At 61.0% G+C, this 12939-nt stretch carries 11 protein-coding genes; 5 read left to right on the forward strand and 6 right to left on the reverse strand.

Going from position 1 to position 12939, the window contains the following annotated elements; genetic code table 11:
* Positions 1–12 precede the first annotated feature (12 nt).
* Positions 13–645: an RNA-binding protein gene (locus TR61_RS05705; RefSeq protein WP_050928927.1), complete on the forward strand. Its 633-nt coding sequence runs from the start codon at positions 13–15 to the stop codon at positions 643–645.
* On the forward strand, positions 645–3134 hold the full coding sequence (infB, locus tag TR61_RS05710) for a translation initiation factor IF-2 (RefSeq protein ID WP_050928930.1): 2490 nt from the start codon (positions 645–647) through the stop codon (positions 3132–3134). The genes TR61_RS05705 and infB overlap by 1 nt, the downstream gene beginning before the upstream one ends.
* Positions 3135–3207: 73 nt before the next feature.
* On the opposite strand, the gene TR61_RS20485 is transcribed toward infB, so the two are convergent.
* The 4 genes from TR61_RS20485 to TR61_RS05725 all read right to left on the reverse strand — a co-directional run bounded on the left by TR61_RS20485 (position 3208) and on the right by TR61_RS05725 (position 5963).
* Positions 3208–3342, reverse strand: a complete 135-nt coding sequence (locus TR61_RS20485; RefSeq protein ID WP_281178059.1) for a hypothetical protein — start codon at positions 3340–3342, stop codon at positions 3208–3210.
* 149 nt (positions 3343–3491) lie between these two features.
* Positions 3492–3890 carry an 8-oxo-dGTP diphosphatase MutT gene (mutT, locus tag TR61_RS05715; protein ID WP_050928932.1) on the reverse strand — a complete coding sequence of 133 codons (399 nt, stop codon included), beginning with the start codon at positions 3888–3890 and terminating at the stop codon, positions 3492–3494.
* Positions 3890–5110 carry a bifunctional glutamate N-acetyltransferase/amino-acid acetyltransferase ArgJ gene (gene argJ / locus TR61_RS05720; protein WP_050928935.1) on the reverse strand — a complete coding sequence of 407 codons (1221 nt, stop codon included), beginning with the start codon at positions 5108–5110 and terminating at the stop codon, positions 3890–3892. The genes mutT and argJ overlap by 1 nt, the downstream gene beginning before the upstream one ends.
* A 1-nt stretch (position 5111) precedes the next feature.
* Positions 5112–5963, reverse strand: coding sequence for a peptidylprolyl isomerase (locus TR61_RS05725; protein WP_050928937.1), 852 nt, complete (start codon positions 5961–5963; stop codon positions 5112–5114).
* A gap of 175 nt (positions 5964–6138) precedes the next feature.
* Between TR61_RS05725 and secA the strand changes: the two genes are divergently transcribed.
* From secA to TR61_RS05740, 3 genes are all read left to right on the forward strand, one after another.
* Positions 6139–8835 (forward strand): preprotein translocase subunit SecA, encoded by a 2697-nt coding sequence (gene secA / locus TR61_RS05730; RefSeq protein WP_050928940.1) that lies wholly within the window; start codon positions 6139–6141, stop codon positions 8833–8835.
* Between the two features lie 116 nt (positions 8836–8951).
* Positions 8952–9989 (forward strand): hypothetical protein, encoded by a 1038-nt coding sequence (locus tag TR61_RS05735; protein ID WP_050928941.1) that lies wholly within the window; start codon positions 8952–8954, stop codon positions 9987–9989.
* Between the two features lie 21 nt (positions 9990–10010).
* Positions 10011–11573 (forward strand): phosphate ABC transporter substrate-binding/OmpA family protein, encoded by a 1563-nt coding sequence (locus TR61_RS05740; RefSeq protein WP_050928942.1) that lies wholly within the window; start codon positions 10011–10013, stop codon positions 11571–11573.
* Between the two features lie 6 nt (positions 11574–11579).
* On the opposite strand, the gene radC is transcribed toward TR61_RS05740, so the two are convergent.
* Entirely contained in the window at positions 11580–12344 is a 765-nt protein-coding gene (gene radC / locus TR61_RS05745) for a RadC family protein (RefSeq protein WP_050928943.1), read from the reverse strand.
* Between the two features lie 35 nt (positions 12345–12379).
* Positions 12380–12916: a GNAT family N-acetyltransferase gene (locus tag TR61_RS05750; RefSeq protein ID WP_082181854.1), complete on the reverse strand. Its 537-nt coding sequence runs from the start codon at positions 12914–12916 to the stop codon at positions 12380–12382.
* Positions 12917–12939 lie beyond the last annotated feature (23 nt).

The following is a 12939-nucleotide window of genomic DNA, read 5'->3' on the forward strand; positions in this document are numbered from 1 at the left end:
CTGAGGCCCGACATGGGACGCGGTGGCGCCCATAAAGACCGCGGAGACGGTCCTGACCGCAAGTGCATTGCCACTGGTGAGGTGCAGCCGAAATTTGGGCTGATCCGCTTCGTGGCAGGCCCTGACGGGCAGATTGTGCCGGATGTTCTGGGCAAACTGCCGGGTCGTGGTGTCTATGTTGCTGCCGATCGTGCGGCGCTTGAAACAGCGGTCAAAAAGAACCTCTTTGCGCGGGGTTTAAAAACGCAGACCCGCGTGCCCGAGGATCTGATTGCCGAGGTGGAACGCCAACTGACCCGCCGGGTGATCGAGTTGATCAGCCTTGCGCGGAAATCGGGCCGGGCGGTCGCCGGGTACGAGAAAGTGAAAGATATCTTGGCCAAGGAAGAGGCCGAGGTTCTGATTCAGGCCAAAGATGGCTCTGAACGGGGTAAATCGAAACTGAGCACGCCGCATTACGGTACCTATATCGGGTTTCTGACCGCGGATGAGCTGGGCATGGCCTTTGGCCGCGAAACTGTGATACATGCTGCGCTCGCCTCTGGTGGACTCACGCAACGTGTTGTAGAGGAAGCCCAAAGACTTAAAGGCGTGCGTCAAACGGACGACGGTGGCAGGGGCCGCCGGGAAGGAAAAAGAGCTTAATGAGCGATAGTGACGGCAAAAAGACATTGGGTTTGCGCGGCGGCGCGCGTCCGGGGAGCGTAAAGCAAAGCTTTAGCCACGGGCGGACCAAGAATGTCGTGGTCGAAACCAAGCGTAAACGCGTTGTGGTGCCCAAGCCGGGTGCCGGGAAACCTGCGGCCTCGGGGCCTGCCGGGACGACGCAGGCGGGCGATCCGTCGAAACGGCCTGCCGGTATTTCTGATGCGGAAATGGAGCGCCGTCTGAAGGCGCTGCAGGCAGCCAAGGCCCGCGAGGCCGAAGAAGAGGCGCAGCGCGAAGCCGAAGAGAAGGCACGCGCCGAGGAGCGTGAGCGCCGTCGCGCGGAGGCGGAAGCCAAAGAACGTGAAGAGCGTGAGCGCGAGGCGAAAGCCAAGGCCAAGGCCGAGGAAGAAGAGCGCGCCCGGAAAGAAGCCGAAGAAAAGGCGCGTGCGGCGGCGGCTGCGCCCGCGCCGGAACCAGCTGTTGAGAAAGACCGCGCGAAAGCTGCGCCTGCACCCCGCAAGACCGAGCGGGACCGTGGCGATGATCGCAATAAGGGCGGCAAAGGCCGTGGCGATGACGGCGGCCGCCGGGCGGGCAAGCTGACGCTGAACCAAGCTTTGTCCGGCGGTGAAGGCGGGCGGCAACGCTCGATGGCTGCGATGAAGCGCAAACAGGAACGTGCACGCCAGAAAGCCATGGGCGGATCGGTCGAGCGCGAAAAGGTTGTGCGCGATGTGCAGCTGCCCGAGACCATCGTTGTGTCTGAACTGGCGAACCGGATGGCCGAACGCGTGGGCGAAGTTGTCAAATCGCTGATGCAGATGGGCATGATGGTCACGCAGAACCAGACCATCGACGCCGATACCGCCGAGCTGATCATCGAGGAATTCGGCCACAAGGTTGTCCGTGTGTCGGATGCCGATGTCGAAGACGTCATTCAGCAGGTTGAAGACAAGGAAGAAGACCTCAAACCGCGCCCGCCTGTGATCACCATCATGGGTCACGTGGACCACGGCAAAACCTCGCTTCTGGATGCGATCCGGAATGCGAATGTGACCGCGGGCGAGGCCGGTGGCATCACGCAGCATATCGGCGCCTATCAGGTGAAGACCAAGGATGGCGCGGTTCTGACCTTCCTGGATACGCCTGGCCACGCGGCGTTTACGTCGATGCGGTCGCGCGGTGCGCAGGTGACGGACATCGTTGTGCTGGTTGTCGCTGCTGACGATGCGGTGATGCCGCAGACGGTCGAGGCCATCAACCACGCCAAGGCGGCGAATGTGCCAATGATCGTGGCGATCAACAAGATCGACAAACCTGCCGCCAATCCGGACAAGGTGCGGACCGACCTTCTGCAGCACGAAGTGATCGTGGAGAAGATGTCGGGTGAAGTGCAGGACGTTGAAGTCTCTGCCATCTCGGGTCAGGGTCTGGACGATCTGCTGGAAGCCATCGCGCTGCAGGCGGAAATTCTGGAACTGAAAGCCAACCCCGACCGCGCCGCCGAAGGCGCCGTGATCGAGGCGCAGCTGGATGTGGGCCGCGGCCCCGTTGCCACGGTTCTGGTGCAGAACGGTACGCTGAAACAAGGCGATATCTTCGTCGTGGGCGAGCAGTGGGGTAAAGTCCGAGCCATGGAGAACGACCATGGCGACCGGGTGAAAACCGCCGGCCCGTCCGTGCCGGTCGAGGTGCTGGGTCTGAACGGCACGCCCGAAGCGGGTGACGTTCTGAACGTGGTCGAAACCGAGGCGCAAGCACGTGAGATCGCAGAATACCGCGAACAGGCCGCCAAGGACAAACGCGCCGCAGCCGGCGCCGCGACCACGCTGGATCAGCTGCTGGCCAAGGCCAAGGCGGATGAAAACGTTGCAGAGCTGCCGATTCTGGTGAAAGCCGATGTGCAGGGGTCTGCCGAGGCTATCGTTCAGGCGATGGAGAAGATCGGCAACGATGAAGTGCGCGTGCGCGTGCTGCATTCGGGCGTGGGTGCGATCACGGAAACCGATATCGGCCTGGCCGAAGCGTCGGGCGCGCCGGTGATCGGGTTCAACGTGCGGGCGAATGCTCCGGCCCGGAACAGCGCGAACCAGAAGGGCGTGGAGATCCGGTATTATTCGGTGATCTATGACCTGGTGGACGATGTGAAAGCGGCGGCCTCCGGTCTGCTGAGCGCCGAGGTGCGCGAGAACTTCATCGGCTATGCGTCGATCAAGGAGGTCTTCAAGGTCTCGGGTGTGGGCAAGGTGGCTGGCTGTCTGGTTACCGAAGGTGTCGCCCGCCGGTCGGCTGGTGTGCGTCTGCTGCGCGACGATGTGGTGATCCACGAAGGCACGCTGAAGACCCTGAAACGCTTCAAGGACGAAGTGGCCGAAGTGCAGTCGGGTCAGGAATGCGGTATGGCCTTCGAGAACTACGACGATATCCGCGAAGGCGACGTGATCGAGATTTTCGAGCGCGAAGAAGTGTCTCGGACGCTGGATTGATCCACGCTAAAACCATCGAAATGAAAAAGGGGCAGCGTGAAGCTGCCCCTTTTTTCTGGTCCTGAACGACGGTTCAGGCGGCTTTTGCCACGGGATATCCGGTATAGATGGTGTCACCAACGCGAACGGCCACACGCCCGTCGGGGAGGGTTTTTACATACAGCCCCTGAATGGAGACACAGGAACCAACCGTAATCGTCTTGAGCATGTCAGTCCCCCAAATGACTTTCAGCTGCGCAGGATTGTACGCGAAATAGCGTCAATCCTGAAGAAGGAAAGTTTTCGTTAACAGTTTTCCGCCGATGAAAAACGCGACTGAAATTCAGGCATATGCTTTGTTTTTAGGCTAATTGTGGATCAGAGCCAGTCACGCAATATGGGGATCAAGGGAATATCGGCCTCGGGCATGGGATAGTTGCGCAGATCATTCGCGCGCACCCATTTCAGCGTCTGGCCTTCGCGCGAGGCCGGAGTTCCCTCCCATTTGCGGCAGGCGAACAGCGGCATCAGCAGGTGGAAATCGGCATAGGAATGACTGGCGAAAGTCAGAGGGGCCAAGCAGGAGGACCACGTGTTGATCCCCAGCTCTTCCTCCAGCTCGCGGATCAGGGCGGCTTCGGGGGTTTCGCCGGGCTCGACCTTGCCGCCCGGAAACTCCCACAGGCCCGCCATCGACTTGCCCTCGGGCCGTTGGGCCAGAAGCACACGCCCGTCCACGTCAATTAGCGCGACCGCAGAAACAAGGACCGTTTTCATCACGAACGGTAATCCGCGTTGATCTCGATATAGCGATGGGTCAGATCGCAGGTCCAGACGGTGGCGCTGCCAGAGCCCAGGCCCAGATCGACACTGACCTGAATGTTTTCCTGTTTCATGCAGGCTGCGCCGTCGGCTTCTTTGTAAGTCGGGCTGACCCAGCCGTTTTCGGCAACCAGAACATCCCCGAAAGAAACGCTAAGCTTGTCGCGATCCGCTGCCGCGCCGGATTTGCCGATCGCCATGACGATACGGCCCCAGTTGGGGTCTTCGCCGGCAATCGCGGTTTTGACCAAGGGCGAATTGGCGATGGACATGGCGTGGGTATGCGCGTCGGAATCATTGGCGGCACCGGTCACGGCGATCTCAACGAATTTGGTCGCGCCTTCGCCATCACGGACAACCTGATGGGCAAGGTCTTGCATAACCTGATGCAGAGCGTCCTTGAACGCTGCGTTTCCCGTGACATCGGCACCCGACGCACCGGTTGCACACAGCAGGAGGGAATCTGACGTCGACGTGTCGCTGTCGACGGTAATGCAGTTGAAGGTTTTCGCGTTCAGTTCGCTGACCATCGCCTGCAGATCGGGCTGGGCGATTTTGGCATCGGTGAAGACATAGACCAGCATCGTCGCCATATCGGGCGCGATCATGCCGCTGCCCTTGGCAATCCCCGCGATTGAGACGGTTGTGCCCCCCACGTCGACCTGCGTGGCGCTGCCTTTCGGGAAGGTGTCGGTGGTCATGATGGCGCGCGCGGCGGCTTCGATACCTGTGGCATCCTGAGCGCCAGCCAGTTCATCCAGCTTGGCGATGATGCGGTCATGGGGCAGCGGTTCGCCGATCACCCCGGTGGAGGAGGTGAAGACGCGGGCTTGGGGCAGGCCGGTGGCCTGGGCAACGGCCGCACAGATCTCGGCCACCGAGGTTTGTCCATAGTGCCCTGTAAAGGCGTTGGAATTCCCTGAGTTCACAAGGATCGCAGCCCCGGCCGAGGCATCGCCGCCCAGTTTGGCCTGACAATCCAGAACCGGGGCAGAGCGGGTGGAAGATTTGGTGAAAACCCCCGCAACCGATGTACCCGGCTGCAAAAGGGCCAGCATCACATCGGTGCGGCCTTTGTATCGCACGCCAGCGGCAGTGGCGGCGAATGTTACTCCGTCAATGACAGGAAGAACCGGGAAACGTTCGGGCGCCAGGGGCGAAACGGGGCCGGCCATTTTAGTCACTCAACAAGTCGAGGTTGGAAATCGCGCTTGGGTCCAGATCGCTTAGGTCGGGGCGTACGATGTCGGCCTCTGCCACCAGTGCCTCGATATGTTCGCTGACGGCTTGCTGGCGGATTTCCAGTTCGATATCGGACCGCACCTCTTCCAGCGCGGGGGCGTCCACGGTGCGCGTGTCGTTCAGTTTGATCACGTGCCAGCCGAATTGCGTCTGCACCGGTTGCGAGATTGCGCCCACGTCCAGCGCGATAACGGCGGCTTCGAAATCGGGCACCATGCGGCCCGGGCCGAACCAGCCCAGTTCACCGCCGCTGGGTCCGCTGGGGCCGGTGGATTTTTCCTGCGCCAGCGTGGCGAAATCAGCCCCGCCTTCCAGTTCGGTGATGATGGCCTGCGCTTCCTCCTGGGTTTCGACCAGAATGTGGGAGGCGTTATACTCCTCGCCCGCCGTGCCATTGGCATAAAGCGCCTGATACGTCTCCTGAACGGCTTCTGCGGTGACGGCCTCGCGCATGACGATTTCGACCGCTTCACCGGCGATAAGGGACCGTTCTTCATTCTCAAGCGCGAGGCGCGCGGCAAGGCTGGGTTCGCCGTCAAAGGACTGCGCGAGGGCGGCCTGGCGGACAAGCTGGTCGATAATGCCGGGCAAAAGCACATTCGGATCCAGCTGCTGATACTGTGCGGGAAGGGTGGAAAACGCGACGATCACATGACCCAGTGTGATATCGGTGCCGTTGACCGTTGCCACGACTGTATCAGGCGACGGCGTGTCCTGAGCCTTGACGGGGAGCGCCAAAGCGCCCGCGAGTACCAGAGTTGTCAGGAATGTGACACCTTTACGCATAAGAAGAGGTCCTGTTTCAGGGCCGCGACAGGGCACGGCGTTGACACTGTTTCGCCCGGCCCTTACATCGCTGAGAGGCTTGGGCAAGGCCTTTTCTACCTTCGTATCTACGGGCTGCGTGCGGGGGCGGCAAGATGGGCCCAAGCACGATTAGGTCAGATCCGTCGGAGAGAGCATGCTGGGACTCGGAACAATCGCCAAAAAGGTGTTTGGCACACCCAATGATCGCAAGATCAAGGCGACACGCCCTCTGGTCGAGAGCATCAACGCCCTTGAGCCGGAATTCGAGGCGCTGAGCGACGACGCGCTGATCAGCAAAACACAAGAGCTGCGCGATCGGTTTGCCGGGGGCGAAAGCCTGGACGACCTGTTGCAGGAAGCCTTCGCCAACTGCCGGGAGGCCGCGCGCCGGACCTTGGGCCTGCGCGCCTTCGACACGCAGCTGATGGGCGGCATCTTCCTGCATCAGGGCAATATCGCCGAGATGAAGACGGGTGAGGGCAAGACCCTTGTGGCCACATTCCCGGCCTATCTGAACGCGCTGTCGGGCGAGAGCGTGCATGTCGTGACGGTGAACGAATACCTGGCCAAGCGTGACAGCGAATGGATGGGCAAGGTGTTTTCCGCGCTGGGCATGAGGACCGGCTGCATCTATTCGAACATGCCGAACGAGGAAAAGCTGGAGGCCTATTCCAGCGATATCGTTTACGGCACGAACAATGAATTCGGCTTTGATTACCTGCGCGACAATATGAAATCCGAGCTGTCGCAGCTGTTTCAGAAGCACCACAGCTTTGCCATCGTGGACGAGGTCGACTCGATCCTGATTGACGAAGCGCGGACGCCGCTGATCATCTCGGGGCCGTCGCAGGATCGCAGTGATCTTTACATCACCATCAATGACCTGATCCCAAGCATTCAGGACGATCATTACGAGATCGACGAAAAGCAGCGCGCGGTGAACTTCACCGATGAAGGCAACGAGTTTCTTGAAGAGAAACTGCACGAGGCCGGTCTGCTGGACGAAGGTCAGAGCCTTTATGACCCCGAAAGCACCACAATCGTTCACCATGTGAACCAGGCGCTCCGGGCGCAGAAGCTGTTCCAGAAGGACAAGGATTACATCGTGCGCGACGGCAACGTCGTGCTGATTGACGAATTCACCGGCCGGATGATGCCGGGACGCCGCCTGTCCGATGGGTTGCATCAGGCGATTGAGGCCAAGGAAGGCGTGTCGATCCAGCCTGAAAACGTGACGTTGGCCAGTGTCACTTTCCAGAACTACTTCCGGCTGTATGACAAGCTGTCGGGCATGACCGGTACCGCCGCGACCGAGGCCGAGGAATTCCAGGAAATCTATGGTCTGGGCGTTGTCGAAGTGCCGACGCACAAGCCCATCGCGCGGGTGGATGAAGACGACAAGGTTTATTCCAGCGTCCGCGAGAAATACAACGCCATGATCGACGAGATCAAAAAGGCGAATGAAAAGGGTCAGCCGGTTCTGGTTGGCACCACGTCAATCGAGAAGTCGGAACAGCTCAGCCAGCTTCTGACCCAGGCCGGGATCGCGCATAACGTTCTGAACGCACGCCAGCACGAGCAAGAGGCGCAGATCATCGCCGAAGCCGGCAAGTTGGGCGCGGTGACGATCGCGACCAACATGGCAGGCCGCGGCACCGACATTCAGTTGGGCGGCAATGTTGAGCTGAAAGTGCTGCAGGCGCTGGCCGAAAACCCCGAAGCCGATCCCGAACAGCTGCGCGCCGAAGAAGAGGCACGTCACGCCGAAGAAAAGCAGAAGGTTATCGAGGCGGGCGGGCTTTATGTTCTGGCATCCGAACGGCATGAAAGCCGCCGGATCGACAACCAGCTGCGCGGCCGGTCGGGCCGTCAGGGCGATCCTGGCCGCACGGCGTTTTACCTGTCGCTGGAAGATGACCTTATGCGCATTTTCGGGTCGGAACGGCTGGACAAGGTGCTGAAGACGCTGGGCATGAAAGAAGGCGAGGCGATCATTCACCCCTGGGTGAACAAATCGCTGGAACGCGCGCAGGCGAAGGTCGAAGGCCGCAACTTTGACATGCGCAAGCAGATCCTGAAATTCGATGACGTGATGAACGACCAGCGGAAGCTGATCTTCAACCAGCGCCGCGAGATCATGGCGGCGGATGATGTCTCGGAAATCTCGACCGATATGCGTCATCAGGTGATCGACGATCTGGTGACAACCTATCTGCCGCCAAACACATATGCCGATCAGTGGGATACCGAAGGTCTGCACGAGGCGGTGAAAGAACAGCTGTCGCTGGATGTGCCGGTGGTGGACTGGGCCAATGAGGAAGGTGTCGATGATGAACACATCATCGAACGCCTGACCAAGGCCAGCGATGAAATGATGGCGAAAAAGGCCGTCGATTTCGGCCCCGACACCATGCGCAATATCGAAAAACAGGTTCTGCTGAACACTATCGACACCAAGTGGCGCGAGCATCTTCTGACGCTTGAGCATCTGCGGTCGGTCGTCGGGTTCCGTGGCTATGCGCAGCGCGATCCGCTGAACGAATACAAGAACGAATCCTTCCAGCTGTTCGAAAACCTGCTGGACAGCCTGCGCCAGGATGTGACCCGCGATTTGTCACGTATCCAGCCGCTGACCGAAGAACAACAGCGCGAGATCATGGCGCAGATGGCCGCGCAACAGGCCAGCCTGCAACCACCCGCGCCCGAGCCCGAGCCCGAAGTCCAGCCCGGAGAGGCCGCGCCCGGATTTGTCGAAGACGACCCGTCCACCTGGGGCAGCCCTGGCCGGAACGAGAAATGTCCCTGCGGTTCCGGCAAGAAGTTCAAACATTGCCACGGGCGCCTCGTCTAAGGGGTGCCCGACTTTTGCCATGATGGTTCCCGATGGGTGCCACAGCATTGCCCTGATTGTTTGCGACGCTGCGCGCAACCAGACGCCTTCCGAGGTGCGTTCAGGGGTAACGAGCAATGAATAAAACACGCATCATCACAATTGGCGGCACGCTTCTGTGTGCCATCGGCATTGGTTTTTTCATGCAGAATGCGGCCTCCGATACCGGAACAGCCGCCGCGCCGATCGAACCCGTTGCACGGGCGGATTTCAAACCGCTGAGCGAACCCGCCTTCCCGGTTCGAAACGAGCCGCAGCAAAATGCCGAACTGGTTGAGCCGAAGCCCGCTGAGGCCGCGGCCATGACCGAGATCGTGGCACCCGCCGATCCGAAATCAGAACCCGAAGCAGAGATCGCGAAAGAGGTGCAGACCGCTGCACTGGCCGATACCACCCTGCCGGGCATGCCATCTGAACCCGAAGCGCCCCAAGTCACCTGCGGCATCGATGCCGTGGCGACCGTTGATGCAGGTGCGATGGTGAAGCTGGACGTGACCGCGCCTTGTCTGCCGGGTGAACGGGTTGTGGTTCACCACAACGGTATGATGTTCACGGCTGCGACCGATGACACCGGCGCAATGAGCACGCTGGTGCCTGCCTTGTCGGAAACCGCCGTTCTGATCGTTGAATTCGCAAATGGCGAAGGGGCCGTGGCCACTGCCGACGTGCCGTCGCTGATGTTCTATGACCGGGTCGTTCTGCAATGGGCCGGTGACATGGGATTTGAACTGCACGCGCGTGAATATGGCGCCGAATATGGCAGCGATGGCCATGTCTGGTCGGGTGCCGCACGCGAAGTGACCGCGGCCGCGCTGGGCCAGGGCGGGTTCATGACCCGATTGGGCGATAACGTGGCTTTGGCCCCCCGTGTTGTTGAAGTTTACACCTTCCCGACCGGCACGGCCTCGCGCAGCGGCGATATCGCGCTGAGCGTCGAGGCGGAAGTGACCGCACAGAACTGCGGCCAGGATATCGAGGCGCAATCGCTTGAGGTGAAATCCGATGGCACCCTGCGCACGCAATATCTGACGCTTGCCGTGCCGGAATGTTCGTCGATTGGTGACTTTCTGGTGTTGAATAATCTGGTGGATGACCTGAAAATCGCGGCCAACTGATCCGCGACCGTTCGAGGCCTCATGCTGGGTTCCAAAGGTGCGGCGATTTTCGCCGCACTTCTTCTTTTGATCACGCCGCTGGCCGCGACAGCGCAGGACGTGACGCTGACGTCACGCGATGGCGGTGTCGAAATCACCGGCACTCTTCTGGGCTTTGACGGTGAGTTTTACCGTGTCGACACGGTCTATGGCGAATTGACCGTCGACGGGTCGGGCGTGACCTGCGAAGGGCCGGGTTGCCCCAATCTTCTGGATTTCGTGGCTGAGGTGGATTTCTCCGGATCCTCGACCATGGCCGAGGTTCTGATGCCCGCGCTGCTGGAGGGGTTTGCCCTGCGCAACGGGTACCGCGTGCGCCGCAGCAATCTGGACGAAACCCATGTGGATTTCTTCCTGAGCGACGGGCAGACGCAGAAGACACTGGCGCGGTTCGGCTTCCGGGTGACCACGACGGATGAGGGGTTCGCCGATCTCCTGGCCGATGAGGCCGATATCGTGCTGGCCCTGCGCGAAATCCGTCCCGAAGAACGCACCCGCGCACGCGAAGCGGGCATGGGCGACATGACCGACCGCAATCGCAGCCGTGTTCTGGCGCTGGACGCAATGGTGCCGATCGTATCGCCGGGCAATCCGGTCAAGGCGATTTCCATGCCCGATCTGGCGGCGGCCTTTTCGGGGAAAATCACGAACTGGGCCGATCTGGGCGGGCCGGACGCACCCATTACCCTGCATCTGCCGGATGCCGGATCGGGTCTGGCGCAAGCGGTGGAAGACCGGCTTTTGCGCCCCGTGGGCGCTGTGTTGCCTGACGATGTGGTGCGCCACCGCGTCAGCAGCGCTTTGTCACGTGCGGTTACCACCGATCCGTTCGGCCTGGGCCTTGTCAGCTTTGCCGAGGTGGGGAACGCCCGGATGCTGACATTGACGGGCAGTTGCGGCTTCACGCTGGAGGCGACGCGGCGCACGATCAAGACAGAGGATTATCCGCTGACCTCGCCCATGTTTCTGTACATGCCGGCAAGGCGCCTGCCGAAGCTGGCGCGGGAATTCCTGGGCTATCTCCGGGGACCGGCCGCGCAGATCGTGATCAGGCGCGTGGGTTTCGTGGATCAGGCGCCCGAAGAAATCCCGATCAATCGTCAGGGGGATCGGTTCGCCAATGCGATTTCCTCGGCCGGGGAAGAGGTCACGCTGGATGAAATTCAGCGTATGGTGTCTACATTGCGGCCGATGACGCGGCTGACCACGTCCTTCCGGTTCGAAACCGGGTCAACGCGGTTGGATGCGCAGTCACGGTCGAATGTGGAGCAATTGGCCCGCGCCATTGAAGCCGGGGTTTACGACGCGCGCAGCCTGAGTTTTGTCGGCTTTTCCGACGGCGAAGGGCCTGCCCCCGCCAATCTGGAGATTGCCCGCCGACGGGCCACGGCGGTGCGCGATGCGGTCACCGCCGCGGCAGAGGCGGTGACGCCGGGCCGGGTAGAGTTGAAGATCGAAGCCTATGGAGAGGCGATGCCCATGGCCTGCGATGACAGCGCCTGGGGCCGACAGGTCAATCGCCGGGTTGAGGTCTGGGTGAAGTAATTCCGCTTACAAATACCCCTGTGCGCGAAAGCTCAGTTCCCGTTCTTTTCCAATAATCAGGTGGTCATGCAGGGTCAGATCCAGCGCCTGACACGCGCGCTGAACCTGTGTGGTCATGTCGATATCCGATTGGCTGGGTGTCGGATCGCCTGACGGGTGGTTGTGCACCAGGATCAGGGCGGATGCGTTCAGCTCAAGCGCGCGTTTGGCGATCTCACGCGGATAGACGGGCACGTGATCCACGGTGCCTTTGGCCTGTTCCTCATCCGCGATCAGGGTGTTCTTGCGGTCTAGGAACAGCACACGAAACTGTTCGGTGTCGCGGTGGGCCATGGTGGTGTGGCAGTAATCCAGCACCGCATCCCAGCTTGAGATGACATGGCGCTGCAGCACCCGTGCGCGGGCCAGCCGCTGTGCGGCGGCTTCGATGAGCTTGAGTTCTGTGATCACGGCCTCGCCCACGCCCTTCACCTCTTTCAACTGGGGGTCCGACGCAGTGATGACCCGGTTGAAATCGCCGAAGCAGTCGATCAGGTCACGGGCCAGCGGCTTCACGTCCTGTCGGGGGATGGCGCGGAAGAGGACAAGTTCCAACAGTTCGTAATCCGGCAGGGCTTGCGCGCCACCCTCCCGAAACCGGGCGCGCAGGCGTTTGCGGTGATCGGCGATGTAGGAGGGGAGTTTCTGGCCCTTCGGCAGGGGAAGGGGAACAGCCTCGTCCAGGTCGAACAGGGTTTGCGGGGCTTCTTCGAAGGCGGAGTGTCGGGTCATGCGCGGCAGAGTGCCCGCGGATGGTGAAAAACCGGTTAACGCCCCTTTGGTCGGTGCAGGATAAATGCCTCTTCCACGATGTTGGAGGTTTCGGTGCCCAGATGGGTCATGCCAAGGCGCTGCATCAAGGCAATGGAGCGCGTGTTGCGCTGATCGCCCCAGGCACGGATCGCGCGTGCGGGGCTTTGCGCCCAGACCAGATCAATGGCCATAGTCATGGCGGATATGGCATGGCCTTGCCCCCAATGCGGTCGGGCGAGGGTGATGCCCAGTTCGGCATGGGCGCTGTCGTCAGAGAGGAACAGGCCCATATCGCCAATCAGCGTATTCTCGGCATTCGCAATCGCGATCTGGCACCATTCGCCCGGCGCGAAAAGCGGCGCAGTTTCGCAGGCGGCAAGAAACCCAAGGGCGGTCTCGCGCGACATGGGTGCCCAGCTTTGATAAAGCGCCACGATCGGATCGCCGCGATAGGCCAGGAAGGCGTCCAAATCTGTGGGGCACAGCCGGCGCAGGGTGGTTCGTTCGGATTGCCCAAGGATCGTCATGGAGCGCATGATGCGCCGTGGCATAGGGCAACGTCCAGAGGCGGGCA

This window comes from Aestuariivita boseongensis (genome assembly GCF_001262635.1).
Taxonomy (GTDB): domain Bacteria; phylum Pseudomonadota; class Alphaproteobacteria; order Rhodobacterales; family Rhodobacteraceae; genus Aestuariivita; species Aestuariivita boseongensis.